27 protein-coding genes and 1 tRNA gene are annotated in these 26,709 nt (G+C 66.4%); 22 read left to right on the forward strand and 6 right to left on the reverse strand.

The features are described from left to right. The first annotated feature begins 13 nt into the window (after positions 1 to 13). The 3 genes from hisH (at position 14) to EJP69_RS11125 (ending at position 2,670) form a co-directional block, all read left to right on the forward strand. Positions 14 to 673: an imidazole glycerol phosphate synthase subunit HisH gene (gene hisH, locus EJP69_RS11115; RefSeq protein WP_093196355.1), complete on the forward strand. Its 660-nt coding sequence runs from the start codon at positions 14 to 16 to the stop codon at positions 671 to 673. Positions 674 to 737: 64 nt separating this feature from the next. Next, on the forward strand, positions 738 to 1,478 hold the full coding sequence (gene hisA, locus EJP69_RS11120) for a 1-(5-phosphoribosyl)-5-[(5-phosphoribosylamino)methylideneamino]imidazole-4-carboxamide isomerase (RefSeq protein ID WP_093299818.1): 741 nt from the start codon (positions 738 to 740) through the stop codon (positions 1,476 to 1,478). 19 nt (positions 1,479 to 1,497) lie between these two features. After that, positions 1,498 to 2,670, forward strand: coding sequence for an AAA family ATPase (locus EJP69_RS11125; RefSeq protein WP_126470097.1), 1,173 nt, complete (start codon positions 1,498 to 1,500; stop codon positions 2,668 to 2,670). Positions 2,671 to 2,692: 22 nt separating this feature from the next. On the opposite strand, the gene EJP69_RS11130 is transcribed toward EJP69_RS11125, so the two are convergent. Both EJP69_RS11130 and EJP69_RS11135 read right to left on the reverse strand, forming a co-directional pair. Beyond that, on the reverse strand, positions 2,693 to 3,610 hold the full coding sequence (locus EJP69_RS11130; protein WP_093196351.1) for an amino acid ABC transporter substrate-binding protein: 918 nt from the start codon (positions 3,608 to 3,610) through the stop codon (positions 2,693 to 2,695). Between the two features lie 17 nt (positions 3,611 to 3,627). Next, positions 3,628 to 4,932: a dicarboxylate/amino acid:cation symporter gene (locus EJP69_RS11135; protein ID WP_093196350.1), complete on the reverse strand. Its 1,305-nt coding sequence runs from the start codon at positions 4,930 to 4,932 to the stop codon at positions 3,628 to 3,630. A 169-nt stretch (positions 4,933 to 5,101) separates the two neighbouring features. On the opposite strand from EJP69_RS11135, the gene EJP69_RS11140 reads away from it, so the two are divergent. From EJP69_RS11140 to tatC, 9 genes are all read left to right on the forward strand, one after another. Continuing rightward, positions 5,102 to 5,935: a D-hexose-6-phosphate mutarotase gene (locus tag EJP69_RS11140; RefSeq protein WP_126470099.1), complete on the forward strand. Its 834-nt coding sequence runs from the start codon at positions 5,102 to 5,104 to the stop codon at positions 5,933 to 5,935. A gap of 24 nt (positions 5,936 to 5,959) precedes the next feature. Continuing rightward, positions 5,960 to 6,745: an imidazole glycerol phosphate synthase subunit HisF gene (hisF, locus tag EJP69_RS11145; protein ID WP_093196346.1), complete on the forward strand. Its 786-nt coding sequence runs from the start codon at positions 5,960 to 5,962 to the stop codon at positions 6,743 to 6,745. Between the two features lie 57 nt (positions 6,746 to 6,802). Continuing rightward, a complete protein-coding gene (hisI, locus tag EJP69_RS11150; RefSeq protein WP_177213594.1) occupies positions 6,803 to 7,201 on the forward strand; it encodes a phosphoribosyl-AMP cyclohydrolase in 399 nt (132 codons plus the stop codon). Beyond that, positions 7,198 to 7,596 carry a phosphoribosyl-ATP diphosphatase gene (locus EJP69_RS11155; protein WP_093196345.1) on the forward strand — a complete coding sequence of 133 codons (399 nt, stop codon included), beginning with the start codon at positions 7,198 to 7,200 and terminating at the stop codon, positions 7,594 to 7,596. The genes hisI and EJP69_RS11155 overlap by 4 nt, the downstream gene beginning before the upstream one ends. Before the next feature lie 13 nt (positions 7,597 to 7,609). Next, positions 7,610 to 7,999, forward strand: coding sequence for a DUF4870 family protein (locus tag EJP69_RS11160; RefSeq protein WP_093196343.1), 390 nt, complete (start codon positions 7,610 to 7,612; stop codon positions 7,997 to 7,999). Next, positions 7,989 to 8,348: a histidine triad nucleotide-binding protein gene (locus EJP69_RS11165; protein WP_093196341.1), complete on the forward strand. Its 360-nt coding sequence runs from the start codon at positions 7,989 to 7,991 to the stop codon at positions 8,346 to 8,348. Before EJP69_RS11160 ends, EJP69_RS11165 begins: the two co-directional genes overlap by 11 nt. A 65-nt stretch (positions 8,349 to 8,413) precedes the next feature. Then, the gene (gene tatA / locus EJP69_RS11170) at positions 8,414 to 8,662 is read left to right on the forward strand and encodes a Sec-independent protein translocase subunit TatA (protein ID WP_093196339.1); all 249 of its coding nucleotides are present in this window, start codon (positions 8,414 to 8,416) and stop codon (positions 8,660 to 8,662) included. Between the two features lie 16 nt (positions 8,663 to 8,678). Beyond that, entirely contained in the window at positions 8,679 to 9,149 is a 471-nt protein-coding gene (gene tatB / locus EJP69_RS11175) for a Sec-independent protein translocase protein TatB (protein WP_093196337.1), read from the forward strand. 66 nt (positions 9,150 to 9,215) lie between these two features. Continuing rightward, positions 9,216 to 10,025, forward strand: coding sequence for a twin-arginine translocase subunit TatC (gene tatC, locus EJP69_RS11180; RefSeq protein ID WP_093299833.1), 810 nt, complete (start codon positions 9,216 to 9,218; stop codon positions 10,023 to 10,025). 186 nt (positions 10,026 to 10,211) lie between these two features. Here tatC and EJP69_RS11185 read toward each other — a convergent pair whose 3' ends face one another. After that, on the reverse strand, positions 10,212 to 11,375 hold the full coding sequence (locus tag EJP69_RS11185; RefSeq protein WP_093196332.1) for a trypsin-like peptidase domain-containing protein: 1,164 nt from the start codon (positions 11,373 to 11,375) through the stop codon (positions 10,212 to 10,214). A gap of 297 nt (positions 11,376 to 11,672) precedes the next feature. Here EJP69_RS11185 and EJP69_RS11190 point away from each other — a divergent pair, with 297 nt between their 5' ends. Genes EJP69_RS11190 through pdxA form a run of 3 tightly spaced genes read left to right on the forward strand, consistent with a single transcriptional unit; the run spans position 11,673 to position 14,826 of the window. Then, positions 11,673 to 13,025, forward strand: coding sequence for an MFS transporter (locus EJP69_RS11190; protein ID WP_093299834.1), 1,353 nt, complete (start codon positions 11,673 to 11,675; stop codon positions 13,023 to 13,025). Continuing rightward, positions 13,022 to 13,795 carry a Nif3-like dinuclear metal center hexameric protein gene (locus tag EJP69_RS11195; RefSeq protein WP_126470101.1) on the forward strand — a complete coding sequence of 258 codons (774 nt, stop codon included), beginning with the start codon at positions 13,022 to 13,024 and terminating at the stop codon, positions 13,793 to 13,795. Before EJP69_RS11190 ends, EJP69_RS11195 begins: the two co-directional genes overlap by 4 nt. Continuing rightward, positions 13,792 to 14,826 carry a 4-hydroxythreonine-4-phosphate dehydrogenase PdxA gene (gene pdxA, locus EJP69_RS11200; RefSeq protein ID WP_126470103.1) on the forward strand — a complete coding sequence of 345 codons (1,035 nt, stop codon included), beginning with the start codon at positions 13,792 to 13,794 and terminating at the stop codon, positions 14,824 to 14,826. The genes EJP69_RS11195 and pdxA overlap by 4 nt, the downstream gene beginning before the upstream one ends. 115 nt (positions 14,827 to 14,941) lie before the next feature. Here pdxA and mscL read toward each other — a convergent pair whose 3' ends face one another. The 3 genes from mscL to EJP69_RS11215 form a co-directional block, all read right to left on the reverse strand. Further along, positions 14,942 to 15,373, reverse strand: coding sequence for a large conductance mechanosensitive channel protein MscL (gene mscL / locus EJP69_RS11205; RefSeq protein WP_093196323.1), 432 nt, complete (start codon positions 15,371 to 15,373; stop codon positions 14,942 to 14,944). Positions 15,374 to 15,432: 59 nt separating this feature from the next. After that, complete coding sequence (locus tag EJP69_RS11210; protein WP_126470105.1) at positions 15,433 to 17,922, reverse strand: tetratricopeptide repeat protein; 2,490 nt, start codon at positions 17,920 to 17,922, stop codon at positions 15,433 to 15,435. Positions 17,923 to 18,097: 175 nt separating this feature from the next. Then, positions 18,098 to 20,590 (reverse strand): beta strand repeat-containing protein, encoded by a 2,493-nt coding sequence (locus EJP69_RS11215; RefSeq protein ID WP_240652114.1) that lies wholly within the window; start codon positions 20,588 to 20,590, stop codon positions 18,098 to 18,100. A 673-nt stretch (positions 20,591 to 21,263) separates the two neighbouring features. On the opposite strand from EJP69_RS11215, the gene EJP69_RS11220 reads away from it, so the two are divergent. The 7 genes from EJP69_RS11220 to EJP69_RS11250 all read left to right on the forward strand — a co-directional run bounded on the left by EJP69_RS11220 (position 21,264) and on the right by EJP69_RS11250 (position 26,695). Continuing rightward, on the forward strand, positions 21,264 to 22,070 hold the full coding sequence (locus EJP69_RS11220; RefSeq protein WP_126470109.1) for a response regulator transcription factor: 807 nt from the start codon (positions 21,264 to 21,266) through the stop codon (positions 22,068 to 22,070). Positions 22,071 to 22,240: 170 nt separating this feature from the next. Beyond that, positions 22,241 to 22,858 carry a ubiquinol-cytochrome c reductase iron-sulfur subunit gene (petA, locus tag EJP69_RS11225; protein WP_093196315.1) on the forward strand — a complete coding sequence of 206 codons (618 nt, stop codon included), beginning with the start codon at positions 22,241 to 22,243 and terminating at the stop codon, positions 22,856 to 22,858. Positions 22,859 to 22,872: 14 nt separating this feature from the next. Further along, on the forward strand, positions 22,873 to 24,309 hold the full coding sequence (locus EJP69_RS11230; protein WP_093299839.1) for a cytochrome b: 1,437 nt from the start codon (positions 22,873 to 22,875) through the stop codon (positions 24,307 to 24,309). 36 nt (positions 24,310 to 24,345) lie between these two features. Next, positions 24,346 to 25,122 (forward strand): cytochrome c1, encoded by a 777-nt coding sequence (locus tag EJP69_RS11235; RefSeq protein WP_093196311.1) that lies wholly within the window; start codon positions 24,346 to 24,348, stop codon positions 25,120 to 25,122. A gap of 96 nt (positions 25,123 to 25,218) precedes the next feature. After that, a complete protein-coding gene (locus EJP69_RS11240) occupies positions 25,219 to 25,830 on the forward strand; it encodes a glutathione S-transferase N-terminal domain-containing protein (RefSeq protein ID WP_007835362.1) in 612 nt (203 codons plus the stop codon). 157 nt (positions 25,831 to 25,987) lie between these two features. After that, complete coding sequence (locus EJP69_RS11245; protein ID WP_093196309.1) at positions 25,988 to 26,563, forward strand: ClpXP protease specificity-enhancing factor; 576 nt, start codon at positions 25,988 to 25,990, stop codon at positions 26,561 to 26,563. A 56-nt stretch (positions 26,564 to 26,619) separates the two neighbouring features. Continuing rightward, positions 26,620 to 26,695: transfer RNA gene (locus EJP69_RS11250), tRNA-Thr, on the forward strand. The last annotated feature ends 14 nt before the right edge of the window (positions 26,696 to 26,709 follow it).

Here is a 26,709-nt window from a genome sequence, read left to right on the forward strand (position 1 = left end):
CGATCGTCAAGCTATGAAATCTGTAGCAGCAAACACCGTCGCGGTCGTCGACTACGGCATGGGCAACCTGCACTCCGTGTCGCAGGCCGTGCGCCACGCGGCCGATCAGGTCGGCGTGGAGGTGTTCGTCACCTCCGATCCCGACGTGGTCCGCAAGGCCACCCGCGTGGTTCTGCCGGGGCAGGGCGCGATGCCCGACTGCATGCGCGAGCTGCGCGACTCCGGCCTGCAGGAATCGGTGCTCGAGGCGGCGGCGAGCAAGCCGCTCTTCGGCGTGTGCGTGGGCATGCAGATGATGCTGTCGCGCAGCGACGAGGGCCCGACCGACGGCCTGGGCCTCATTCCGGGCGAGGTGGTCAAGTTCGACCTGGCCGGCCGCCTGCAGCCCGACGGCAGCCGCTTCAAGGTGCCGCAGATGGGCTGGAACCAGGTGCGGCAGGCCCAGCCCCACGCGGTGTGGGCGGGGGTTCCCGACCTCAGCTACTTCTATTTCGTGCACAGCTTCTATGCCCGCCCGGCCGACCCCAAACACAGTGTGGGTGAAGCGGAATATGGCGCGAGCTTTACCGCGGCCATCGCACGCGATAACATTTTTGCAACCCAGTTCCACCCGGAGAAGAGTGCGGACCACGGGCTGCAGCTATATCGCAATTTCCTCCACTGGAATCCCTGAACCTGTTTTTTCCAGCCGGGCTGAAGCTCCGACAGCCCGGATTTCGCATACTCGCGTCACTTCCATGCTCCTCATTCCCGCCATTGATCTCAAAGACGGCCACTGCGTTCGACTCAAGCAGGGCGACATGGATCAGTCCACCATCTTCAGCGAAGACCCCGCAGCCATGGCCCGCAAGTGGGTCGACGCCGGCGCGCGGCGGCTGCACCTGGTCGACCTGAACGGCGCCTTCGCCGGCAAGCCGCAGAACCACGCGGCGATCAAGGCGATCCTGAAAGAGGTGGGCGACGACATCCCGGTGCAGCTCGGCGGCGGCATCCGCGACCTCGACACCATCGAGCGCTACATCGACGACGGCCTGCGCTACGTGATCATCGGCACCGCCGCGGTCAAGAACCCCGGCTTCCTGAAGGACGCCTGCAGCGCCTTCGGCGGCCACATCATCGTCGGCCTGGACGCCAAGGACGGCAAGGTCGCCACCGACGGCTGGAGCAAGCTCACGGGCCACGAGGTGGCCGACCTGGGCAAGAAGTTCGAGGACTACGGCGTCGAGTCGATCATCTACACCGACATCGGCCGCGACGGCATGCTCTCGGGCATCAACATCGAGGCCACAGTCAAGCTGGCGCAGGCGCTGACCATCCCGGTGATCGCCTCGGGCGGCCTGTCGAACATGGCCGACATCGACCAGCTCTGCGCGGTCGAGTCCGACGGCGTCGAGGGCGTGATCTGCGGCCGCGCCATCTATTCGGGCGACCTCGACTTCGCCGCTGCGCAGGCGCGCGCGGACGAGCTGACGGCCTGACGCTCCCGTCGCGCAGCGCGTGCTCTCCGCGCTCGCCATCGCCAATTACCGGTCGCTGCGGCAGCTGACCGTGCCGCTGGGCCGGCTCACGGTCGTGACCGGGCCCAACGGCAGCGGCAAGTCGAGCGTGTACCGCGCGATGCGCCTGCTGGCCGACATCGCCAACGGTGGCGTGATCCGCTCGCTGGTGCGCGAGGGCGGGCTTTCATCCACCCTGTGGGCCGGGCCCGAGCGCTTCTCGGCCGCCATGCTGCGCGGCGACGTGCCGGTGCAGGGCACGGGCCGCAGCGAACCGGTGGCGCTGAAACTGGGCTTTGCCGGCGTCGAGGCCGAGGACTTCGGCTACGCCATCGACATCGGCCTGCCGCCGCCGATTCCCTCGACCGCGTTCTCGCACGACCCTCAGATCAAGCACGAGGCCATCTGGTGCGGCCCGCTGCTGCGGCCCTCCACGCAGCTGGTCGACCGCAAGGGCGCCGCCCTGCGCCTGCGCGAGGGCAAGGGCTGGCAGGCCGTCGGGCGGCCGATCCCGGCTTTCGCGAGCATGATGACCGAGCATGCCGACCCGCGCGACGCGCCCGAGATGCTCACGCTGCGCGAGCAGATGCGCTCCTGGCGCTTCTACGACCATTTCCGCTCCGACGCCGATGCGCCCGCTCGCCAGCCGCAGCTGGGCACCTACACGCCGGTGCTCGCCAACGACGGCGCCGACCTGGCGGCCGCGCTGCAGACCATCCGCGAGATCGGCGACAACGAGGCGCTCGACCGCGCCGTGGACGACGCCTTCCCGGGCGCCGGCATCGAGATCCGCGTGACCGGCGACCGCTTCGAGACGCTGATGCACCAGCACGGCCTGCTGAGGCCCCTGACAGCCGCCGAACTCTCCGACGGCACGTTGCGCTACCTGTTGTGGATCGCGGCGCTGCTCACGCCGCGGCCGCCCGCGCTGCTGGTGCTCAATGAACCCGAAACCAGCCTGCACCCCGACCTGCTGCCGGCGCTGGGCCGCCTCATCGCGCAGGCCGCGCGGCAGTCGCAGGTGATCGTGGTGTCGCACGCGGCGCGGCTCATTTCCGCGCTGGACGACAGCGACGGCATGCAGCCGGTGGTGCTGGAGAAGCGTTTCGGCGAGACGCGCATCGCGAACCTCGACATGAGCGAGATTCCGCGATGGGAGTGGCTGGCCCGGTAGCAGTGGCCGGTCGGTCGAGGGCTTATTCCGCCTTGACCGACATGGTCTGGATGATCGTCTCCAGCTGCGCGCTCATCGGCAGGTTGATGCTTTCCCCCGACGGCAGCTTGCGCAGGAACCAGCGCTTGTACTGGCGCTCGATCTCGCCGTCCTCCGCGAGCACCTGGAAGGTGTCGATCACCACCTTGTTGAGCTGCGGGTCGCCCTTGCGGTACATGATCCCGTAGGGGTCGTAGGAGAGGAAGTCGCCGACCACCTCGTAGTCGGACTTGGCGGCGTCCTTCGCGATCAGGCCGTAGAGCAGCACGTCGTCGGTGGCGAAGGCGTCGGCCTGGCCGCTCTTCACCAGCCCGAACGACTCCGCATGGTCGCGCGTCACCTGCAGGTTGATGTTCAGCTTGAACTTGTCCGACAGGTCGCGCAGCGTCTTCTCGTTGGTGGTCCCGGCCGTGACGGCCACCTTCCTGCCCGCGAGGTCGCGGAACGACTTGATCGGCGAGCCCTTCTTCACCAGCACCTTGGTGCCCGAGACGAACATCGTGGGCGAGAAGCTCACGCGCTTCTGGCGCTCGAGGTTGTTGGTGGTGGAGCCGCACTCCAGGTCGACCTTGCCGCTCACCACCGCGTCGATGCGCGAATCGGAGGTCACGGGCACCCACTTGATCGTGAGGCTCTTGTTCACCGCGTCCTCGATGGCCGTCACCAGCGCGCGGCAGAGCTCGATCGAATAGCCGATGGGCTCGTTGCGCGCATTGAGGTACGAGAACGGCACTGACGACTCGCGGTAGCCGATGGCGATGGTGCCGGTTTCGCGGGCCTTGGCCAGCGTGCCCGTGAGCTGCTCCTGCGCCCGTGCGGGCCCCGCGGGCAGCGCCGCGAGAACCACGGCCGCCAGCAGCGCGGCGAAGAAAGCGGATGGCAGCTTGCCGATGCGCTTCATGGTGTTTCTTCTTCGGCTCAGGCGTGCGCCGGGTGGGCGAGGGTGGCGTTGGCTTCCTCGTCGAGCGCCTTGGCGTTGATCTCGGCGTCGCTCTCGGAAAGCAGCTCGCCCTCCCACTTGGCGACCACCGCAGTGGCGATGGAGTTGCCGACCGCGTTGGTGGCCGAGCGGCCCATGTCGAGGAAGGTGTCCACGCCCAGGATCAGCAGCAGGCCGGCCTCGGGAATGTCGAAGTGGTTCAGCGTGGCGGCGATCACCACCAGCGAGGCGCGCGGCACGCCGGCCATGCCCTTGGAGGTGAGCATCAGGATCAGCAGCATCGTGATCTGCGTGCTGATCGGCATGTGGATGTTGTAGGCCTGCGCGATGAAGAGCACGGCGAAGGTGCAGTACATCATCGAGCCGTCGAGGTTGAACGAGTAGCCCATCGGCATCACGAAGCTGGAGATCTTGCGCTTCACGCCGAAACGGTCGAGCGCCTGCAGGATCTTCGGATAGGCCGCCTCGGAGCTGGCGGTTGCGAACGACAGCAGGAAGGCTTCCTTGATGAGCACCAGCAGCTTGAGCACGCGCGGGCCGAGGAACAGGAAGCCAGCCAGGATCAGCACGCCCCACAGCACGAACAGGCCCAGGTAGAAGTCGCCCATGAACACCGCGAACTTCAGCAGGATGCCCAGGCCGTTGACGGCCACGGTGGCTGCCATGGCGGCCAGCACGGCGAGCGGCGCGAGCTTCATCACGTAGCCCGTGATCTTGAGCATCGCGTGCGAGAGTTCCTCGATGGCGGCGACCAGCGTCTTGGCCTTGTCGCCCAGCGAGGCCAGCGCCACGCCGAAGAACATCGAGAACACCACGATCTGCAGGATCTCGTTGTTGGCCATGGCTTCCACGAAGGACTTCGGCACCGTGTGGCTCACGAAGTCCTTCAGCGTGAATTTCGAGGTGGCGAGGTTGGCCGAGGCGCCGATGTCGGGCAGCGGCAGGCCGAGGTTCTCGCCGGGCTTGAGCAGGTTGGCCATGACCAGGCCGATGACCAGCGAGATCAGCGAGGCGGTGAGGAACCAGCCGATGGCCTTGCCGAACACGCGGCCGACCGACTTGGCGTCGCCCATGTGCGCGATGCCCACCACCAGCGTGGAGAACACCAGCGGGCCGATCAGCATCTTGATGAGGCGCAGGAAGACGTCCGAGACGATGGAGACGTAGTCCGCGATTTCCTTGGCGGCTTTCTTGTCCGGAAAGCTCGAGAAGATCATGTAGCCGACGATGATGCCCAGCACCATCGCGATCAGGATCCATGCGGCCATCGGCAGCTTCTTCATACGTATCCCCTTTTTGTCGTGTGAGAGTAGTTTTTCGAGCGCTCGGGACCGACTTGCACGTTGTCCCTCGATGCAAGCGATCACAGGGTATCCAAGAAGGCCCCGGGCACGCAATGGCCCTTGATGCCAATTCCGTGCCACGGTATGGGTGCTGCCTACAATTCTCGCCATGAAAATCACCCCGATCGAGTTTCGCGGCCAGCCCGCATTGCGCGCCAGCACCGCCGATGGAAGCACCCTCACGGTGGCCCTGCATGGCGCGCAAGTGCTGTCCTGGACCGCTGCCGACGGGGTGGAAAGGCTCTACCTGAGCCCTTCGGCGGTGTTCGACGGGCAGGCGGCCATCCGCGGCGGGGTGCCCATCTGCTGCCCTCAATTCAACCAGCGCGGCATGTTGCCCAAGCATGGATTCATGCGCAATTTGCCTTGGGTGCATGAGGCTTCGGGCACTCCGGAGACGCTGAGGCTGACGCTTCGCGATTCCGAAGCCACGCGAAAGCTCTGGCCGCACGCTTTTGAGGCGCGGCTGGAGGCCACCCTGTCCACTGGCGGGCTGCGCACCGCGCTCACGCTGGTCAACTGCGGCACGGCGCCCTGGACCTTTGCCGCGGCGCTGCACACCTATCTGCGCGTCGACGACATCTCCGGCGTGCGGCTCGAGGGCCTGCAGGGCTCCAACCGCTGGGATTCGCTGCGCGACGACCGCCATGTGGAAACCTCGGCCGCGTTGCATTTCGATGCAGAGTTCGACAGCGTCTATGCCGCGCCCGCCCGGCCGCTGCGGCTGGTGCAGCCTAGCGGCACGCTCGAGATCTCCCAGAGCGCCAGTTGCAGCGAAACCGTGGTCTGGAACCCCGGCGCCGTGCTCGGTGCGAAACTCGCCGACATGCCCGCCGACGGCTTCCGCCACATGCTCTGCGTGGAAGCGGCCCGCATCGACGAGCCCGTGCTGCTCGCGCCCGGCGCCCAATGGCTCGGCTGGCAACAGCTGCGCGTTCTCTGATTCCTACCGGTTCCTAACCCCACCATGCTTGCCAAACGCATCATTCCCTGCCTCGACGTCACCGGCGGCCGTGTCGTCAAGGGCGTCAACTTCGTCGAACTGCGCGACGCCGGCGATCCGGTCGAGATCGCCGCGCGCTACAACGCGCAGGGGGCCGACGAGCTCACTTTCCTCGACATCACCGCCACCAGCGACGGTCGCGACCTGATCCTGCCGATCATCGAGGCGGTGGCCTCGCAGGTCTTCATTCCCCTGACCGTGGGCGGCGGCGTGCGCACCGTGGCCGACGTGCGGCGGCTGCTCAACGCCGGAGCCGACAAGACCAGCTTCAACTCGGCCGCCATCGCCGATCCGCAGGTGATCAGCGACGCATCGCAGAAGTACGGCTCGCAGTGCATCGTGGTCGCCATCGACGCCAAGCGCCGCAGCCCCGAAGAGGCGGCCACGCGAGGCGCGGGCTGGGACGTCTACAGCCACGGCGGGCGCAAGAACACCGGCCTCGACGCCGTCGAATGGGCCACCGAGATGGCGCGCCGCGGCGCCGGCGAGATCCTGCTGACCAGCATGGACCGCGACGGCACCAAGAGCGGCTTCGACCTGGAGCTGACCCGCGCGGTGAGCAACGCCGTCAGCGTGCCGGTGATCGCCTCGGGCGGCGTGGGCAGCCTCGACGACCTGGCCGACGGCATCCAGACCGGCGGCGCCGACGCGGTGCTGGCCGCGAGCATCTTCCACTACGGCGAGCACACGGTGGGCGAGGCCAAGGCCCGCATGGCCGCGCGGGGCATTCCCGTGCGCATCGACCGCTGAGCGGCCCGCCGGACGGCCGCCAAAAGGCTGTCCAAGGGTCTTTTGCCATCCCCGACAATACTTTCCATGAACTGGCTCGATGAAGTGAAGTGGGACGCGAACGGCCTTGTGCCCGTGATCGCGCAGGAACAAGGCAGCAACGACGTGCTGATGTTCGCCTGGATGAATCGCGAGGCGCTCGAGAAGACCGCCGAGCTGGGCCGCGCGGTGTATTTCAGCCGCTCGCGCAACAAGCTGTGGTTCAAGGGCGAGGAATCGGGCCACGTGCAGACCGTGCACGAGATCCGCCTGGACTGCGACAACGACGTGGTGCTGCTCAAGGTCACCCAGCTCGGCCACGAGCCCGGCATCGCCTGCCATACCGGCCGCCACAGCTGCTTCTTCAGCAAGTACGAGAACGGCGGCTGGACGGTGGTCGAGCCCGTATTGAAAGACCCGGAGTCGATCTACAAATGACGGCCACAGTGAACAACGACGGCAGCACCTCCGACGCTCTCGCGCGCCTGGCCGCGGTCATCGAGAGCCGCCTGCCCGCGCGCGGCGGCGATCCCGAGAAGAGCTATGTCGCGCGCCTGTTGCACAAGGGCCCCGACGCCTTCCTCAAGAAGATCGGCGAGGAAGCCACCGAGGTCGTGATGGCCGCCAAGGACGCCGACCACGGCGGCGACCGCTCGAAAATAGTGAACGAAGTGGCCGATCTGTGGTTCCACACCATGGTGGCGCTGGCGCACTACGGTTTTTCCCCGTCCGACGTCACCGCGGAGCTCGAGCGGCGCGAGGGCACCAGCGGCATCGAGGAAAAGGCGCTGCGCAAGGTGAAGGCGCGGGAATCCGAGGCACCCAACGACTGAAAGGACACCGGTCATGGCCAACGACATCGTGAACGTGGAACCCGACGACTCCCTCAAGACCTGGGGATGGGTCAGCTACATCCTGCACCTGATCGTGGCCATCGGCGCCGTCGTGCCGGGGGCGCAGGCCTCCGTGCTGCTGCTGCTGATCGCGCTGGTGATCGACTTCGTGAAGCGCGACGACGCGGCCGGCACCTGGCAGGCCTCGCACTTCAGCTGGCGCATCCGCTCGGTGCTGTGGGCCGGCCTGCTCTACATCGTCACCTCGTGGCTCTGGCTGCTGCTCTTCATTCCGGGCTGGATTGCCTGGAGCCTGATCTCGCTGTGGTTCCTCTACCGGATCGTGAAGGGCATGATCCGGATGAACGACAGCCGTCCCATGGAACCCAAAGATGTCATCTGATCCGAACTGCGTCTTCTGCAAAATCATCGAGGGCAAGATTCCCTCCCGCAAGGTCTACGAGGACGAGGACCTGTTCGGCTTCCACGACATCGCGCCCTGGGCGCCGGTGCACTTCATGCTGGTGCCCAAGAAGCACATCGCCTCGATGGCCCAGCTGACGCCCGAAGACTCGGCGCTGATGGGCAAGATCATGACCCTGGCGCCCAAGCTGGCGCTGGAGCAGGGCTGTAGGCCCTATCCGGACGGCGGCTACCGGGTCGTGGTCAATACGGGCGCCGAGGGCGGGCAGGAGGTTCACCATCTCCATGTCCATGTCATGGGTGGCCCCCGGCCGTGGCTTCGCGGCTGAGCGGCATTAAGCCAAACTGTCACATTCCGCCCGACTAAAATCGGACACATTCTTAGGAGTTCTCCATGGGTTCTTTTTCCATCTGGCACTGGCTGATCGTGCTGCTCGTAGTGGTCATGATCTTCGGCACCAAGAAGCTGCGGAACATGGGTTCGGACCTTGGCGGCGCCGTCAAGGGCTTCAAGGACGGCATGAAGGACGGCGCGTCGTCCGATGCCCCCGCTGCCTCGTCGGCCCCCGCCCAGCAAGTGACCGGCCAGCCGGCCAACAGCGACAAGTCGGCGATCGACGTCGAAGCGCGTCAGAAGTCCTGAGCGCGGGCAGCAGCACGTGCTCGATCTCGGCATTGAGAAGCTGGCGCTGATCGGCGTCGTGGCGCTGATCGTCATCGGCCCGGAGAAGCTGCCGCGCGTGGCCCGCACCGTCGGCACGCTGCTGGGCAAGGCGCAGCGCTACGTGAACGACGTCAAGGCCGAAGTCAACCGCTCGATGGAGCTCGACGAGCTCCGCAAGATGAAGACCACCGTCGAGGATGCGGCGCGCGACGTCGAGCACAGCATCCACACGGGCGCGAGCGAGTTCGAGAAGCAGTTCAGCGGTTCGGGCGAAACCCTCTCGGCGCTGGCCGAACCCGAGCCGCCACCGCCGCCCGTCTACAGGCACCCCCGCAAGAACTGGCGCCTGAAGCAGGGCGCCACGCCGCAGTGGTACAAGGCGCGCAACGGCGTGCGCACCAAGGCGCTTTCGGGCGCCGCGCGCGTCGCCCGTTTCCGCCCTCACACGATCAACAAGATCGACTAGCGGCTTTCCTTCACCGCGTTCCTCGGGCGCCGCTTGCCGGCCGACGTCACGCTATCTTCTTTTCCAATGGCCGATTCAGACAACAAGAGCAAAGACAAGGAAGACGAGCTCGCGGGCACCGAACAGCCGTTCGTGGCGCACCTGATGGAGCTTCGCGACCGCCTGCTCTATTGCGTCTACGGCCTCGTGGTCGCGGGTGTGCTGCTGGCGATCTGGCCCGGTCCGGCCGGCCTGATCGACCTGATCGCGGTGCCTATCAAGGCGCACATGCCGCACGACGCGAAACTCATCGCCATCGGCGTGTTCTCGCCGTTCTTCGTGCCGCTCAAGGTGCTGATGATGGCGGCCGTGCTGCTGGCGCTGCCCTGGCTCATGTACCAGGCGTGGATGTTCATCGCGCCCGGCCTCTACAGCCACGAAAAGCGCTTCGCACTGCCGCTGATCTTCTTCGGCAGCCTGCTTGCCTATGCGGGCATCGCCTTCGTGCAGTTGTTCGTGCTGGACAAGATGTTCAGCTTCATCCAGCGCTTCGCACCGGCCGCGGTACAGGCGACACCCGACATCTCTTCGTACGTCGAGGCGATCCTGTCGCTCTACATCGCCTTCGGCGTGGCGTTTCAGGTGCCGATCGTCGTCATGCTGCTGGTGCGCTTCGAGATGGTGACCATCGAGAAGCTGAAGTCCTTCCGCGGCTACTTCATCGTGGTCGCGTTCGTCGTCGCCGCAGTGCTCACGCCGCCCGACGTGGTGTCGCAGCTGGCGCTGGCGATACCGATGTGCCTGCTGTACGAGGTGGGGATCGTCGGCGCCAAGTATTTCGCCAGCTCGGGCAAGAAGCCTGAAGACGAACAGAGTGCTGACTCGGCTTCGAGCTGAGCAAGCCGTCAAGACCCACCCCGCGGCAGGATTCGCGCCGGCCTTCAGAGCCGTCCGTCAGCCGTCAAAGCATCCCTGAAAGTTCCAGAAACACCGCGGAACCGGCTTTGCCGGGCCGCTGGTGTTGCCCCCGGAAGGGGGTTGGCGAAGCGACACGAAGTGCGCGAAGCCTGGGGGTGAGCCTTGTCACTCCTGCTGGTTGGGCACCTGCCGGACCGGGCTCTTCGGCCGCAGACCCGGCGTCACGTCCAGCTCCATCTTGTCGCTGCCGCGCTGAAGCGCGAAGCGCGAGGTGCTGCCCGGCTTCAGGCCTGCTACCGCGGTCAGCAGCGCCTGCACGTTGTCGGTCTTCTTCTCGCCAACCGAGGTGATCACGTCGCCCGGGCGGATGCCGGCCTTGGCGGCGGGGCCGTTTTGCAGCACGCCGGTGATGATCACGCCGGAATCGGCCTTCACGCCGAAGGTTTCGGCCAGCTCGGGCGACAGGTCGCTGGGCTCCACGCCGATCCAGCCGCGGCGCACCTGGCCTTCCTTCACGATCCCCTCGAGCACGATCTTGGCCATCGACACGGGAATGGCGAAGCCGATGCCCATGCTGCCGCCCGAGCGCGAGTAGATCGCGGTGTTGATGCCCTGCAGGTTGCCGTTCACGTCGATCAGCGCGCCGCCCGAGTTGCCGGGGTTGATGGCCGCGTCGGTCTGGATGAAGTTCTCGAAGTTGTTGATGCCCAGCTGGTTGCGGCCCAGCGCCGAGACGATGCCGCTGGTCACGGTCTGGCCCACGCCGAAGGGGTTGCCGATGGCCAGCACCTGGTCGCCCACCTGCAGCGCGTCGGAGTCGCCCAGGACGATCACCGGCAGCTTGTCGAGCTCGATCTTCAGCACGGCCAGGTCGGTGTCGGGGTCGGTGCCGATCACCTTGCCGCGCGCGTGGCGGCTGTCGTTGAGCGTCACCTCGATCTCGTCGGCGCCTTCCACCACGTGGTTGTTGGTGAGGATGTAGCCGTCGGGGCTCACGATCACGCCGCTGCCCAGGCCCACCTGGGGCTGGTCGTCCTGGTCGCCGAAGAAGAAGCGGAACCACGGGTCGTTGCTTCGCGGATGGCGCTGCGCGGCCTTGCTGGTGTTGATGCTCACCACCGCCGGCGAGGCCTTCTTGGCCGGCACGCTCAGGCTGCCGGCCGCCGGCACGCCCGGGTTGTTGCCGGCCGGGGCCTCGATGATCGACACCACGCCGCCCAGCGAGGTCGCGCGCTTGTTGAGCCACTCGGGCTTGAGCGTCGCGACGACGAAGTAGGCCGCGAGCAGGACGGTCACGGCTTGGGCGAATAGCAGCCAGGTGCGTTTCATGAAAGATTGGTGAAAAAGACGTTGGAAGCCGCAGTGCAGCGCAGCAATGTTGTCAATTGTCCCTCAACCGCATGGCCCAGAAACCGCTCGCCGAGGTCGAGATTAGGACTTACTGCGTACGTAAACCCGGGTTAACACCTAGCATTGCGGGTCGGACCCATCCGGTCCGGGCTTTTTCGGCCTCCCGCGCTGCCCACCCGGTGGAAGCGGCCAGGCATTCCGCCCGCCAGCGCGCCATTCTTCCGTCTTCTCACCCGGCCTTGCGGCTGGCGCGCGGCCAAGACCTCCCTGCCAGCCATGACTTCAGAAGCAAACTTCCCGGACGGCGCGCAGCCGGCACCGGCGCGCACGCTCGGTACGAGCGACTACAAGACCCTCGGCCTGTCCGCCCTCGGCGGCACCCTGGAGTTCTACGACTTCGTCATCTACGTGTTCTTCGCCACCGTGCTGGGGGCGCTGTTCTTCCCGACGGACATGCCCGACTGGCTGCGGCAGCTGCAGACCTTCGGCATCTTCGCGGCCGGCTACCTGGCGCGCCCGGTGGGCGGCATCGTCATCGCGCATTTCGGCGACATCTTCGGCCGCAAGCGCATGTTCACCCTGTCGATCTTCCTGATGGCGGCGCCCACGCTGGTGATCGGCCTGCTGCCGACCTACGCGAGCATCGGCGTCGCCGCGCCCCTGCTGCTGCTGGCGATGCGCGTGCTGCAGGGCGCGGCCATCGGCGGCGAGATGCCCGGCGCCTGGGTGTTCGTTGGCGAGCACGTGCCGGCCAAACGCTACGGCCTGGGCATCGGCGTGCTGACCTCGGGCATCACCGGCGGCATCCTGCTGGGCTCGCTGATCGCGGTGGCCATCAACCGCCACTATTCGCCCGAGCAGGTGAGCGATTTCGCCTGGCGCATTCCCTTCATCCTGGGTGGCGTGTTCGGTCTGGTGTCGGTGTACCTGCGTCGGTTCCTGCACGAGACGCCGGTGTTCAGGGAGCTGGCCGACCGCCGCAGCGTGGCGCGCGAGCTGCCGCTTCGCACGGTGCTGCGCGAGCATCGCCTGGCCTGCGTCTACGTCGCGCTGCTGACCTGGGTGCTGTCGGCCGCCATCGTGGTCGTGGTGCTCTACACGCCCACCTACCTGCAGAAGGTGCACCACATTCCCGCTGCGATGGCGCTGGAGGCCAATGCGCTTGCCACGCTCACCCTGACGCTGGGCTGCGTGCTGGCCGGCTGGGCCTGCGACCGCATCGGCACGCGCATCGTGATGCTGATCGGCTGGGGCGGCCTCTTCGTCACCGCCTACCTGTTCTACAGCGGCCTGCCCGGCACGCCGGCCACGCTGTTCTGGCACTACGGGCTGGTGGGGCTGTTCGTGGGCACCATCGCCACCGTGCCGATCGCCGGCGTGCGCGCCTTCCCGGCGCCGGTGCGCTTCACCGGGCTCTCGTTCGCCTACAACATGTCGTACGCGGTGTTCGGCGGGCTGACGCCGGTGATCCTCACGCTCTGGCTGCAGCGCGACACGATGGCGCCCGCCCACTACGTGGCGGTGCTGGCCGCGCTGGGCTTCCTGCTGGCCCTGCTGCCCATGGCCGCGCGCGGCCACGCGATGCGCGATGGCGTGGCCCCCGCCCGCGGCGCGACAATGGCGCGATGAGCACCACCCGCCACGAACTGCTTCACGCATTCGACCTGCTGCTGGCCCCCGGGCGCTTCAAGGACTACGGACCCAACGGCCTGCAGGTCGAAGGGCGCACCGTGGTCCGCAAGATCGTCTCGGGCGTGACCGCCAGCCGCGCGCTGATCGAGGCCGCGATCAGCGCCGAGGCCGACGCCATCTTCGTCCACCACGGCCTGTTCTGGCGCGGCCAGGACGGCTGCGTCACCGGCTGGATGAAGCAGCGCCTGGGCCTGCTTTTGGGCGACGACGTCAACCTCTTCGCCTACCACCTGCCGCTCGATGCGCACCCCGAGCTCGGCAACAACGCCCAGCTCGGCCTGAAGCTGGGGCTCGTCGCGCATGCCGGCTCGGCCGGGCGCTTCGGCGAGCAGGAGCTGGGCTTTCTCGGCGCGCAGGAAAGCGGCGAGAGCTTCGGCAGCGCCAAGGCGCTCGCCACGCATGTCGAGGGCGTGCTGAAGCGGTCGGTCACCCTCGTCGACACGGCGAATCGTCCCATCCGGAACGTGGCCTGGTGCACGGGCGGCGCGCAGGGCTACTTCGAGGCGGCCATCGCGGCCGGCGCCGACGCCTTCATCACCGGCGAGATCTCCGAGCCGCAGGCCCACTACGCGCGCGAGATGGGCGTGGCCTTCCTGGCCTGCGGGCACCATGCCACCGAGCGCTACGGCGCGCCTGCGGTGGCGGGGCACGTGGCGGCGCAGCTCGGGCTTAAGCACGAGTTCATCGACATCGACAACCCGGCATGAGCGCCGCGATCGCCATCACGCTGGGCGACCCCGCGGGCATCGGGCCCGAGATCATCGCCAAGGCTTTCCGCGATGCGCCGGAGGCGACCCATGGCGCTTTCGTCGCCGGCGACGTCGGCACGATGCGCAAGGCATCGCAGGCCCTCGCGGCACCGGGCCGGCCCGCATGGCCGGTGGTCGAGATCGAATCGGTCGCCGGGGCAGCGGTGGTGCCGCCGGGCTGCATCCCGGTGCTGCAGGTGATCGCGCCGCCTTCGCACATCGAAACGGGCCGCATCAGCGCCGAGGCGGGCCGCGTGGCAGGCGAATGCGTGGTCTGGGCCGCGCGCGCCGCGCTGCGCGGCGAGATCGCCGCCATCGTGACCGCGCCGCTGCACAAGGAGGCGCTGTCGGCCGCGGGCTTTCCGTATCCCGGCCACACCGAGCTGCTGCAGGCCGAGGCGGCCGCGCATCTGGGCCGCACGGTGGCCGACGTGCCGGTGCGCATGATGCTGGCCAACGACGAGCTGCGCACCGTGCTCGTCAGCATCCACATGTCGCTGCGCCATGCCATCGAGGCGGTCCGCTTCGAAGGCGTGCTCGAAACCCTGCGCATCACGCACCGCGCATTGACGCAAGCGCTGGGCCGCGCGCCGCGCATCGGCGTGGCGGGCCTCAACCCGCATGCGGGCGAGGGCGGCCTCTTCGGGTCGGAGGAGCGCGAGATCATCGCGCCGGCCGTCGAGGCCGCGCGCGCCGAAGGCATCGACGCCAGCGGGCCTCATGCGCCCGACACGGTCTTCATGCGCGCGCGCGCCAAGCACGGCGTGCCGTCCAGCGGCGAGTTCGACGTGGTGGTCGCGATGTACCACGACCAGGGCCTGATCCCGGTCAAGTACCTGGGCGTGGAGAAGGGCGTGAACGTGACGCTGGGGCTGCCGCTGGTGCGCACCAGCCCCGATCACGGTACCGCGTTCGATATCGCGGGTACCGGACTGGCCGATGCCTCGAGCCTTGTCGAGGCGCTGCGCATGGCTCGCACGCTGAGCTGAACGGAGTTTTCCAGAAACACCACGGAACCGGCTTGGCCGGGCCGTCGGTGTTGTCCCCGGCAGGGGGAAGGCGCGCGCGGCACGAAGTGCGCGCAGCCCGGGGCGAGCAGCAAGCTCAGCGTTGCTTGAGGCTGTCGCGGATCTCGCGCAGCAGCACCACGTCTTCGGGCGTTTCGGGGGCGGCGGCGGGTGCCGGCTCTTCGCTGCGCTTCAGGCGGTTGATCTGCTTGACCATCATGAAGATGATGAAGGCGAGGATCACGAAGTTGACCGCGATGGTGATGAAGTTGCCGTACGCCAGCACCGGCACGCCGGCCTTCTTCAGGTCCGCCAGCGTGTTCGCCACGCCGGCCGGCACGGTGCCCAGCACCACGTAGAGGTTGGAGAAATCGAGCTTGCCGAACACCACGCCAACCAGCGGCATGATGATGTCGGCCACGAGCGAATCGACGATCTTGCCGAAGGCGGCGCCGATGATCACGCCGACCGCGAGGTCGATGACGTTGCCCTTGACGGCAAATTCCTTGAATTCACTGAGGATGCTCATGATTCAAAAGGCTGCTGGAGCTCTGCTGTTGAAGGAGAGCCGAGTATGCCTGCGATTGCTCACTTCTCCTGGGGGCGCGGTGCGACGTCGACGTGCGCGGGCGGCAAACCTTCACGACTGCGCGCGGCAATCTGCCGGTAGCCGTCCTCGAGGTGGCGCACGAAGCGCGGGGTGTCGAAGTAGCCGCGGCGCGCGTCCTTGGCCGCGGCGAGTCGATCGCGCAGTTCGGCCAGCTCGTCGGGGTGCGTGGCGTAGTGGACGGCCTTGCGCACGTACTCATCGTGGCCCGCGGCCACCAGCTCCGGCAGCCCGATGGCGCGCAGCAGGCTGCCCGCCATGCGCGACACCATCGTCGTGCCAGTGAGCGCCAGCAGCGGCACGCCCGACCACAGCACGTCGTTCGCGGTCGCGCCGCTGCTGTAGGGGAAGGTGTCGATGAACAGGTCGGCCAGGCCGATGCGCGCCAGGTGCTGGTCGACCGGCATGCGAGGCGACACGATCAGCCGCTCGGCCTCCAGGCCCGCCTTCTCCCACTGCACGCGCAGGTTCTGCTCGAAGCCGTTCGGGCCCTGTGCCAGCCACAGTACCGAGTTCGGAATGCCCTGAACGATGCGCACCCAGGCCTCGAAGGTCTCGGGCTGGATCTTGAAGGACTGCGAGAAGTTGCACAGCACGAAGGCGTCCTCGGGCAGGCCGTGCTCGGCGCGCGTGGGTCGGTGCGGGTTGACCGGGCGCTTGGTGTCGATCACCTGGAAGGTCTCGGGCAGGCGCAGCAGCTTCTCGGAGTAGCAGTCTTCCGTGCCCGGCGGCGAGAGGAAGTTGTCGGACACCAGGTAGTCGTAGCTCGGCGTGCCGCTGGTGCCCATGTAGCCCAGCCACATGAGCTGCGCGGGCGCCGCGTGATAGGCCATCACCTGCGGCTTGGCTCCGCGCGTGTCGCCCGAGAGGTCGACCAGGATGTCGATCTCGTCCTCGCGGATGCGCTCGGCCATCTGCTGGATCGACTGGCCCTGCATGTCGACGAAATGTTCGGCCGTCGCGGCGATGCGCGCCCGCGCGGGATGGCCGTCGTCCGGGCCGTAGGAGTAGACGAAGACTTCGAAGTCCTTGCGGTCGTGCTGGCCGTAGAGCTCGGCCGTCAGGTGCGCGACCGGGTGGTTGCGGAAGTCGAACGAGTAGTAGCCCACGCGGATGCGCGGCGAGGTGCGGCGCGCGCCCGCGTCGGCAAACGGCCTGATGGCCGCGTTGCGGTCGGCCAGCAGGGCGGAGCGCTGCGTCCAGTTCATGAGGCGGCGCGCGTCGTCGTAGTTCGACATCAGGATGAACGACGACACCGTCTGGTCGTTGCTCGGGTTGTCCAGCAGCGCCGCGATCCGCTCGCGCAGCTCGGGCACGCCGTTCCAGTCGGCGATGTGCGCCTTCTCGCCCAGCATCCACACCATGGCGGGCATGAAGTCGGGGTCGTCGCGCAGGCACTGCTCGAACTCGGCGATGGCGGCCTCGGACTGGCCCGCCATCACGTAGGTCACGCCCAGGTTGCAGCGCGCGAGCACCTGGCGCGGATGCACCTCGAGCGCCTTCTTGAGCACCTCGATGGCGGTGTCGAAACGGCCGAGCCGGAAGTTCACCGTGCCCAGGTTGTTCAGCAGCAGCTCGTGCTCCGGCAGGCTCTCGAGCGCGAGCTTGTAGAGCTCGGCCGATTCCGCGAAGCGCATCGACACGCCCTCGAGCGCGCCGCACACGCCGTAGAGCGCGGCCACGCCCTCGGGGTCGGACAGCGCCTTGTGGCGCTCCTCGGCCGGCCAGTTGCGCATGGCGCGCTGCATGGGCTCGATGGCTTCCTCGGTGCGCCCGCAGGCCTGCAGCGCGCGGGAAAGCATGAAGGCGGCCTCGCAGTCCAGCGGATCGGCGGCGGCGTGCGCGTACGAGTCGAGGGCTGCTGCCCAGTCCTTCTGGTGCGCGCGGATCTTGCCGATGTTCTTGTGCGCGGCGCCGTAGTTGCCGTCGAGCGCCAGTGCCTGGCGGAACTGCACGATCGCCTCGTCGAAGCGGTCCTGCTCCATGTCGATCGCGCCGGCGTTGTTCCAGGCCGCGGGAGCCTGCGGTGCGAGCCGCGTGGCCTCGGCGGCGGCTTCGCGCGCCTGCCGGAACTTCTTCTGCTGGCGGTAGACCGCCGACAGGTTCACGTACGCCTCGGGGTAGTTCGGCAGCGCCTTGATCGCGCGGCGAAGGTCCTGCTGCGCTTCGTTCGGCAGGCCCATGTGCATGAAGATCGTCGCGCGGGTGTTGAAGTAGAAGTGGTGCGGCGAACGCGCGATCGCGCGGTTCACGTAGTTCAGCGCCAGCTTCGCCCGGCCCTGGCGGTACAGCGCCTCGCCCGTCAGGTGCAGCGCGTCGGCATGCTCCGGAAAGCGCGACAGCAGCGCCTCGTAGACCTGGATGGCTTCCGCGAAACGACCCACCCGGTGCAGCACCAGCCCCTGTTCCAGGAGACTGCCGGCATCCTCGGCCGGTGCGGAAGGAGCGGGAGCGAGAGAAGGTGAGTTCATGAATCCGTGTGATGGACGGGTCAGAAAAGGGCGGCCGCCTGGGGTACCGGCCCCCCGCGCAAACGGGTGAAAAGGAGGTGAAAAAGGCCGGTCACCCAGTATAGGGGCCGGCCTTTTGTTTCGATCCGCTGGCAATCCCGTGGCGCGCAGGGCGCCGCCGGGATGCCGGGCCGGATTACCAGGACCAGGAGGCGCCGATGCCGCCGCCGACCTTGCCGCTGCTGCCGCTGCCGATGTTCACCTTGATCTGCGCGCCTTCCCCGATGCGGAAGCTGGCGGCAGCCGCGATGGCCGAGCGACCGTCGAAGGAGCCCACGCCCACGCCGATGCCGAAGCTCTTGCCGGCCTCGAGCGCCGGCACCGAGGCGGCGGCCAGCGCGATGGCCGCGCCGGTGCTGCTGGTCTTGCGCATGTCCTGCACTTCGTTGCGGACCTGGTTCAACTGCGACATGTTGGCCGCGTCCGTCGGCAGCACGCCCGGAGCCACGTTCTGCACCCGGCCGTTGGCGACCACGCCGTTGCCCGCCGTGATGGTGCCGCCCGCATTCACGTTGCCGGTGACGTTAACCGTGCCCGCATTCAGCGTCGTGACGTTGCCGGTCACGGCGTTGATCGTGGTGATGTTGCCGGTCTGCGTGTTCAGCACCGTGATGTTGCCGTTGGCGGCCGTGATCGTCTGGAAGTTGCCGGTGGTCGCATTCACCGTGCTGGCGTTCACCGTGTTCGCGTTCACCGTCGTGGCGCTGACCGTGTTGGCCGTCAGTGCATTGATGGTGGCGCTGGCGGCCGACAGGTTGGTGGTGCTGACGTTCGTCGCGCTCAGCGTGTTGATCGTGCCGCGGCTCGCCGTCAGGTTGGTGGTGCTGACATTGGTGGAGCTCAGCGTGTTGATCGTGCCGTTGTTGGCCGTCAGGTCCGTCGTGCTGACGTTGGTCGCGCTCAGCGTGTTGATGGTGCCGGCGTTGGCCGTCAGGTTCGTCGTGCTGACGTTGGTGGCGCTCAACGTGTTGATGGTGCCGTTGTTGGCCGTCAGGTTCGTGGTGCTGACGTTGGTGGCACTCAGCGTGTTGATCGTGCCGTTGTTGGCGGTCAGGTCCGTCGTGCTGACATTGGTTGCGCTCAGCGTGTTGATGGTGCCGTTCGATGCCGTCAGGTTGGTGGTGCTGACGTTGGTCGAGCTCAACGTGTTGATCGTGCCGTTGCTGGCCGTCAGGTTCGTCGCGCTGACATTGGTTGCGCTCAGCGTGTTGATGGTGCCGTTCGTCGCGCTCAGGTTGGTGGTGCTGACGTTGGTCGAGCTCAGCGTGTTGATCGTGCCGTTGCTGGCCGTCACGTTGGTCGTGCTGACGTTGGTGGAGGTCAGCGTCGAGATGCTGCCGGTGTTCGAAGTCAGGTTGGTCGTGACGACGTTGGTGGCATCGACGTTGGTCGCCAGCACGTTCGTCGAGGTGATGCCGGTCGCCATGATGTTGGTCGAGGTCAGCGACTGGATCGTGCCGTTGACCGACGAGATGCTGCCGGTGGTCACGCTGTTTGAGCTCAGCGAGTTGACCGTGCCGTTGGCGGCCGAGACGTTGGTCGAGGTGACGTTCGTTGCGGAAACCGTACCTGCGCTGACGCTGCCGGCGGACACGGTGCCAGCGGTGAGGGTGGCCGTGCTGATGCTGGTGGAGGTCAGGCTGTTGACCGTGCCGCTGTTGGCGGACAGGTTGGTCGAGGTGACGTTCGTTGCGGAGACGGTACCCGCGCTGACGCTGCCGGCGGACACGGTGCCCGCGCTGAGGGTGGCGGCGCTGATGCTGGTGGTGGTCAGGCTGTTGACCGTGCCGCTGTTGGCGGAGAGGTTCGTCGAAGTGACGTCCGTGGCGGAGACCGTACCTGCACTGACGCTGCCGGCGGAGACGGTGCCTGCGGTGAGGGTGCCCGTGCTGATGCTGGTGGAGGTCAGGCTGCTGACAGTGCCGCTGGTGGCCGAGAGGTTGGTCGCGGTGACGTTGGTCGAAGACACGGTGCCGGCAGTGATGCTGCCCGCGGACACGGTGCCAGCGGTGAGCGTGCCCGTGCTGATGCTGGTGGAGGTCAGGCTGCTGACCGTGCCGCTGGTGGCCGAGAGGTTCGTCGTGGTGACGTTGGTCGAAGACACGGTGCCTGCGGTGAGCGTGGCGGTGCTGATGCTCGTGGAGGTCAAGCTGTTGACCGTGCCGCTGCCGGCCGAGAGGTTGGTCGCGGTGATATTCGTGGAGGACACGGTGCCTGCGCTGACGCTGCCTGCGGACACGGTGCCCGCTGTGAGGGTCGCCGTGCTGATGCTGGTCGAGGTCAGGTTGGTTGCCGTTGCCGATGTCGTGCTCAGGCTGGTGGTGGTCACGCGTGTTGCGGTAATGCTGCCTGCCGCGACCGTGCCGGAGGTGATGCTGCCGGAACTCAGGGTGTTGATGGTGCCGTTGTTGGCGGTCACGCTGCCTGCGCTGACGCTCGTTGCCGTGAGCGTCGGGGTGGAAATGCCGTCATCGGAAACGAGCACGCCGTTGTTGTTGCTTGTGGTCCCGCCTGGGCCGGGCGGGTCGACGACCACGGAGTCGCCGCCGATGGTGACCTGCGCGTGAGCGACAGGCAGTGTCAGCACATATCCAGCGCTCAGAAGCACCGAAGCGAGAAGCTGGCTCACGCCAGGACGGCGAACAATGAAAGAGCGAACGCTGGGACGCTGGGATGTAGTCATTTGGACTTTCTTCCTTGGAAAATCAGTTGCCATTTCTGGTCTTCCAGGCGCCCTCGTCGCGTGGAAGCAGGGTTGGGTTTCATCGAGTTACCCAATGCAACCGATGCTAGGAATCGAGGTCTTCGCTGAACATCACCGGGATCCGTAGTTCTGGATGTATGCATGCAGGTCGATGCGGCGTCGACGAATGCATGCATGGCCCGCGAAGCCAATGCACATGCGGCTTCGCGGGCATCGCGCAAATCGCGTGGTGACGTTTCGAAACGCGATCTCGAGCGCGTTTCGTGTGGCGTGGTGCTACGTAACACGCGCGGTAACTCGCACGTAACAACGACGCAAAAACGGCCTTCAAAGGGCCCGCCCGTGTGCCTGTTTTTCAGGCGGTTCGAGGCAATTTCTTCAACGAAATCAAAGTACTACACGCGCCGAAGCATCGCGCGCGCCGTTGTTCGCCCGCGTGGGCATCGTTCCTGCGGTATCTGAAACGAAAGACAACATTTCGATGCTGCCCGCAGGGTAGCCAGATAGCCAGAGGAAGTCGCGTGATCAATTTTTTCTTGGGCATCGACAACGCATGCGGCACGGACGAAGTCCGGTGCGCGAGGGCAGGAGAGCGGACATGGAAATGAACATCCCGTACACCACAGCCTCCGCGAGGCCGGTGCCAACGGCCGCGCAGTTGTATGGCGGCGTCTTCCATGCAGCGCTGATCGTCGCGGACGATTCCGTCTCCGCCGATCGCATGCGGCGCATCCTCTGCGATCTCGCGCCGCATCGCCGCGTGGTGGTCGCCTCGGGCCGCGCCGAAGCATTCAATCTGCTGGCGGCCTTGCCCTACGACCTCGTGCTGGTCGACATGCGGCTGCCGGGCAACGACGGCGTCGCGGTGCTGCAGCATGTGCGCCAGGCCTATCCGCGCATCGAGAGCGTCGGCATGTCGGCAACCGACGACCAGCAACTGGTGAACGCCGCCATCGCCGCCGGCGCCATCGGCTACCTGCTGACGGAGACCGACGATGCGGAGCTCGGCTATCTGCTGCGTTCGATCGAGCGCGGCGGCTCGCCGATGGACTCGCGCATCGCGCGGCGCATCCTCGGTTCGATCGCCGCCTCCGCGAAGGCGCGCACGATCGAGGCCATCCGCGTGCAGGGCCAGGCGCCGCAGCAACAGCAGCCACATCAATATCAACAGCAGCAACATCAGCAGGGGCCGGACTCGCGGCTGCCGCAGGGGCTGCTGTCACCCCGCGAGCTCAAGGTGCTGCGCCTGATCGCGCAGGGCTGGAGCAACAGGCAGATCGCCGAGGCGGTGTACCTGTCGGTCAACACCATCGAGTTCCACGCCAAGAGCATCTACCGCAAGCTCTCCGTCAAGTCGCGGACCCAGGCGGTCCACGAGGCGATGCAGCACGGCCTTCTGAACTGAAGTCCCCGCGGCGACAGGCTCCTGTCGCCCCCGGCGGGCGCCCGCGTACGCGGCGCGCCTTGCCGTCGTTCGCCGGCCACGCGCATGGCGGCCATTGAATATCCCTTTAGCGCCCCGCTACAATCGCGGGTTGACTCCTGCTCCAGCGAAGAAGACAAGAGGATCCCCCCATGAGTGACATGAATTCCGGCTCGACCCGGATCGACACCAGCAAGCGGACTTGGCTGATTGCATCAGGCTGTGCCGGCGTGGCGGGCGGTGTGGCCACCGCCATCCCGTTCGTGAGCACTTTCCAGCCTTCCGAGAAGGCCAAGGCTGCGGGTGCCGCGGTCGAGGTCGACATTTCGGCACTCAAGGTCGGCGAGAAGATCACCGTCGAATGGCGGGGCAAGCCGGTCTGGATCCTCAAGCGCTCCCCCGAGCAGATCGCGGAGCTCCCCAAGCTGGATGGCCAGCTGGCCGACCCCCTCTCCAAGCGTCATCCCGACGAATTCACCCCCAAGTACGCACAGAACGAGCACCGCTCGATCAAGCCAGACGTACTGGTCGTGGTCGGCATCTGCACCCACCTGGGCTGCTCGCCGACCGACCGCTTCCAGGCCGGTCCGCAGCCCTCGCTGCCGAACGACTGGGAAGGCGGCTTCCTCTGCCCCTGCCACGGTTCCACTTTCGACCTGGCCGGCCGGGTCTTCAAGAACAAGCCTGCGCCCGACAACCTGCCGGTGCCGCCGCACATGTACCTGTCGGACACCAAGCTCCTGATCGGTGAAGACTCCAAGAAGGCCTGAGGCGGAAGAAGAACATGGCTGAATTCCACGAGATCTCCCCCAACGCACCCGCCGGCGCCAAGCTGCTGAACTGGGTCGACAACCGTTTCCCGCTGAGCAAGCTGTGGAACGACCAGTGGGGCAAGTACTACGCGCCGAAGAACTTCAACTTCTGGTACATCTTCGGCTCGCTGGCGATGCTGGTCCTGGTGATCCAGATCGTCACCGGCATCTTCCTCGTCATGCACTACAAGCCCGACGCGAACCAGGCGTTCGCATCGGTCGAGTACATCATGCGCGACGTGCCGTGGGGCTGGCTGATCCGCTACATCCACTCGACGGGCGCCTCGGCGTTCTTCATCGTGGTGTACCTGCACATGTTCCGCGGCCTCATGTACGGCAGCTACCGCAAGCCGCGCGAGCTGATCTGGGTGTTCGGCTGCGCGATCTTCCTGTGCCTGATGGCCGAGGCCTTCATGGGCTACCTGCTGCCCTGGGGCCAGATGTCCTACTGGGGCGCCCAGGTGATCGTGAACCTGTTCGCCGCCATCCCCTTCATCGGCCCCGACCTGGCCCTGCTGATCCGCGGCGACTACGTGGTGAGCGACGCCACGCTGAACCGATTCTTCAGCTTCCACGTGATCGCGGTGCCGCTGGTGCTGCTGGGCCTGGTGGTCGCCCACCTGATCGCCCTGCACGAAGTGGGCTCCAACAACCCCGACGGCATCGAGATCAAGGCCAAGCGTGGCCCCGACGGCCATCCGCTGGACGGCATTCCGTCGCATCCGTACTACACCGTGCACGACATCTTCGGCGTGGTGGTGTTCCTCACGATCTTCTCGGCGGTGATCTTCTTCGCCCCCGAAGCCGGCGGCTACTTCCTCGAATACAACAACTTCATCCCGGCCGACTCGCTGAAGACGCCGAACCACATCGCCCCGGTGTGGTACTTCACGCCGTTCTATTCGATGCTGCGCGCGACCACCGACGACATGGTCAACGTGTTCTCGCTGATCATCGCAGCGGCCGCCCTCTGGAATCTCTTCAAGGGCAAGTCGGGCATGGGCCTGAAGATCGCCGGCCTCGTCGTGGCTGCCGTCGTGATCTGCCTGCTCAAGTACTTCGACGCCAAGTTCTGGGGCGTGGTCGTCATGGGCGGCTCGGTCATCATCCTGTTCTTCCTGCCGTGGCTCGACCACAGCGAAGTCAAGTCGATCCGCTACCGTCCGGGCTGGCACAAGTACGTGTACGGCCTCTTCGTGTTCTTCTTCCTGATCCTGGGCTACCTGGGCATCCAGCCTCCCGGCGTGTGGGGCGAACTGGCCATCGGCTCGTTCAAGCTGGACATCGCGCAGACCATCTCGCAGATCGGCACCCTCGTGTACTTCGGCTTCTTCCTCCTGATGCCGTGGTGGAGCCGCAAGGGCGAGTTCAAGACCGTGCCCGAGCGCGTGGTCTTCGCCGCCCATTGAGACAACCAGAAGCGCAAGAGAGCTGAGAGAAACACGATGAAGAAAAGCATTTCCGGCTGGCTCGCGGTCCTGGGGCTCGCTCTGGGCCTGACCTTCTCCGCGGCGGCATCGGCCGAGTCCGAGGGCATCGCGTGGGACAAGGCTCCCAACAAGACGACCGACCTGGCGTCCCTGCAGAACGGGGCCAAGCTGTTCGTCAACTACTGCCTGAACTGCCACTCGGCCGCCTTCATGCGCTACAACCGCCTGCAGGACATCGGCATTACCGAGCAGCAGATCAAGGACAACCTTCTGTTCACGACCGACAAGGTCGGCGAAACCATGAAGGCCAACATCGACGCGCGCCAGGCCAAGGAATGGTTCGGCACCACGCCGCCCGACCTGACGCTGGTCGCCCGTTCGCGCGCCGGTCACGGCGGCACCGGCGCCGACTACCTCTACACGTACCTCCGCACCTACTACCGCGACGGAACCAAGGCCACCGGCTGGAACAATCTCGTGTTCCCGAGCGTCGCCATGCCGAACCCCCTGTGGGAACTGCAAGGCGAACGCCGCCCGGTGTATGCCAAGGTGGAGCAGCACGGCCACGAAGCCGAGGTGTTCACGGGCAAATGGGAGCAAGTCACTCCCGGTACCCTGACACCCGTGCAATACGATGCTGCTGTCGGCGACCTGGTGGGCTACCTGCAATGGATGGCTGAACCGGCACAGAACACCCGCATCCGCATCGGCGTATGGGTGCTCCTGTTCCTGGCCATGTCGGTGGTGTTCGTGTGGCGGCTGAACGCCTCGTACTGGAAAGACGTCAAGTAGTTCCGTCCACGCCGACCGGATACCCTCGGGCATCCGGTCCCGCAGAGTGGGTTGCCAACGCGACCCACTCTTTTTGATTTTTAGGAGTCTCTCGCCATGATGGTCTTGTATTCAGGAACGACTTGCCCCTTTTCCCACCGCTGCCGCTTCGTGTTGTTCGAAAAGGGCATGGACTTCGAGATCCGCGACGTCGATCTCTACAACAAGCCCGAAGACATCAGCGTGATGAACCCGTACGGCCAGGTGCCGATCCTGGTCGAGCGCGACCTGATCCTGTACGAGTCGAACATCATCAACGAGTACATCGACGAGCGCTTCCCGCATCCCCAGCTGATGCCCGGCGACCCGGTCGATCGCGCCCGCGTGCGCCTGTTCCTGCTCAACTTCGAGAAGGAGCTCTTCGTGCACGTCTCGACGCTCGAGAACCGCACCACCAAGGGCAACGAGAAGGCGCTGGAAAAGGCCCGCTCGCACATCCGCGACCGCCTCACGCAGCTGGCACCCGTGTTCCTCAAGAACAAGTACATGCTGGGCGACAACTTCTCGATGCTCGACGTGGCCATCGCGCCGCTGCTGTGGCGCCTCGACTACTACGGCATCGACCTGAGCAAGAACGCAGCACCGCTGCTGAAGTACGCCGAGCGCATCTTCTCGCGCCCGGCCTACATCGAGGCGCTGACCCCGTCCGAAAAGGTCATGCGAAAGTAATTAAGATCGCCCCCAGGCTTCGCGCACTTCGTGTCGCTTCGCCAACCCCCTTCCGGGGGCAACACCAGCGGCCCGGCAAAGCCGGTTCCGCGGTGTTCCGCGAAGAGACAGTGGCCTATTCGAGGCCACGATTTCGCGATTGCACGGTACCAATTTCATGATCAACGCGCTCGAGTCGTCCTCCACCCGCCCGTACCTCATCAGGGCGCTGTACGAATGGTGCACCGACAACGGGTTCACGCCCTACGTCGCGGTGCAGGTCGACGACACCGTCCAGGTTCCGCGCGAGTACGTGAAGAACGGCGAGATCGTGCTCAACATCAGCTTCGACGCGACCAGCTCGCTCAAGCTCGGCAACGACTTCATCGAGTTCAAGGCCCGTTTCGCGGGCACGGCGCGTGAAATCAGCGTGCCGGTGGGACGGGTGATCGCCATCTACGCGCGCGAGAACGGGCAGGGCATGGCGTTTCCCGCGCCCGCGCCTGCCGTTTCGTCCGACAACGACGGCGCCGAGGTATCGGCGCCTTCCGCGCAAGGCGCTTCGCGGGCACCGCTGCGCGATGCATCGCGCGGTGGCGCGGAGGGCGGCGACGCCGGCAAGATCGTCCACCTGGTGACGGGCGACGACGGCAGCGAAGCAGTCGATGCCGGTGCGTCCGCCGACCCGACCGACGAGCCGCCGCGCCCGCCGGCTGGCGGCGGCGCGAGGCCGTCGCTCAAGCGCATCAAGTAGCGGATGCAGCGGGCCGCCGGGCATGCCGGCCGGCACCACTAGAATCACTGGAATTCGCCGCTTTAGCTCAATTGGTAGAGCACCCGCCTTGTAAGCGGAAGGTCGTCAGTTCGATTCCGACAAGCGGCACCACGAAAAAGAACCCC

It is taken from the genome of Variovorax gossypii, assembly GCF_003965815.1.
Classification (GTDB): Bacteria; Pseudomonadota; Gammaproteobacteria; order Burkholderiales; family Burkholderiaceae_C; genus Variovorax; species Variovorax gossypii.

What these genes read in the sequence shown, in the direction of transcription:
- hisH (WP_093196355.1), top strand. Translation starts at nt 14, where the DNA reads ATGAAATCTGTAGCAGCAAACACCGTCGCGGTCGTCGACTACGGCATG.
- hisA (WP_093299818.1), top strand. Translation starts at nt 738, where the DNA reads ATGCTCCTCATTCCCGCCATTGATCTCAAAGACGGCCACTGCGTTCGA.
- EJP69_RS11130 (WP_093196351.1), bottom strand. Translation starts at nt 3,610, where the DNA reads ATGAAGCGCATCGGCAAGCTGCCATCCGCTTTCTTCGCCGCGCTGCTG.
- EJP69_RS11135 (WP_093196350.1), bottom strand. Translation starts at nt 4,932, where the DNA reads ATGAAGAAGCTGCCGATGGCCGCATGGATCCTGATCGCGATGGTGCTG.
- EJP69_RS11140 (WP_126470099.1), top strand. Translation starts at nt 5,102, where the DNA reads ATGAAAATCACCCCGATCGAGTTTCGCGGCCAGCCCGCATTGCGCGCC.
- hisF (WP_093196346.1), top strand. Translation starts at nt 5,960, where the DNA reads ATGCTTGCCAAACGCATCATTCCCTGCCTCGACGTCACCGGCGGCCGT.
- EJP69_RS11155 (WP_093196345.1), top strand. Translation starts at nt 7,198, where the DNA reads ATGACGGCCACAGTGAACAACGACGGCAGCACCTCCGACGCTCTCGCG.
- EJP69_RS11160 (WP_093196343.1), top strand. Translation starts at nt 7,610, where the DNA reads ATGGCCAACGACATCGTGAACGTGGAACCCGACGACTCCCTCAAGACC.
- EJP69_RS11165 (WP_093196341.1), top strand. Translation starts at nt 7,989, where the DNA reads ATGTCATCTGATCCGAACTGCGTCTTCTGCAAAATCATCGAGGGCAAG.
- tatA (WP_093196339.1), top strand. Translation starts at nt 8,414, where the DNA reads ATGGGTTCTTTTTCCATCTGGCACTGGCTGATCGTGCTGCTCGTAGTG.
- tatC (WP_093299833.1), top strand. Translation starts at nt 9,216, where the DNA reads ATGGCCGATTCAGACAACAAGAGCAAAGACAAGGAAGACGAGCTCGCG.
- EJP69_RS11185 (WP_093196332.1), bottom strand. Translation starts at nt 11,375, where the DNA reads ATGAAACGCACCTGGCTGCTATTCGCCCAAGCCGTGACCGTCCTGCTC.
- EJP69_RS11190 (WP_093299834.1), top strand. Translation starts at nt 11,673, where the DNA reads ATGACTTCAGAAGCAAACTTCCCGGACGGCGCGCAGCCGGCACCGGCG.
- EJP69_RS11195 (WP_126470101.1), top strand. Translation starts at nt 13,022, where the DNA reads ATGAGCACCACCCGCCACGAACTGCTTCACGCATTCGACCTGCTGCTG.
- pdxA (WP_126470103.1), top strand. Translation starts at nt 13,792, where the DNA reads ATGAGCGCCGCGATCGCCATCACGCTGGGCGACCCCGCGGGCATCGGG.
- mscL (WP_093196323.1), bottom strand. Translation starts at nt 15,373, where the DNA reads ATGAGCATCCTCAGTGAATTCAAGGAATTTGCCGTCAAGGGCAACGTC.
- EJP69_RS11210 (WP_126470105.1), bottom strand. Translation starts at nt 17,922, where the DNA reads ATGAACTCACCTTCTCTCGCTCCCGCTCCTTCCGCACCGGCCGAGGAT.
- EJP69_RS11220 (WP_126470109.1), top strand. Translation starts at nt 21,264, where the DNA reads ATGGAAATGAACATCCCGTACACCACAGCCTCCGCGAGGCCGGTGCCA.
- petA (WP_093196315.1), top strand. Translation starts at nt 22,241, where the DNA reads ATGAGTGACATGAATTCCGGCTCGACCCGGATCGACACCAGCAAGCGG.
- EJP69_RS11230 (WP_093299839.1), top strand. Translation starts at nt 22,873, where the DNA reads ATGGCTGAATTCCACGAGATCTCCCCCAACGCACCCGCCGGCGCCAAG.
- EJP69_RS11235 (WP_093196311.1), top strand. Translation starts at nt 24,346, where the DNA reads ATGAAGAAAAGCATTTCCGGCTGGCTCGCGGTCCTGGGGCTCGCTCTG.
- EJP69_RS11240 (WP_007835362.1), top strand. Translation starts at nt 25,219, where the DNA reads ATGATGGTCTTGTATTCAGGAACGACTTGCCCCTTTTCCCACCGCTGC.
- EJP69_RS11245 (WP_093196309.1), top strand. Translation starts at nt 25,988, where the DNA reads ATGATCAACGCGCTCGAGTCGTCCTCCACCCGCCCGTACCTCATCAGG.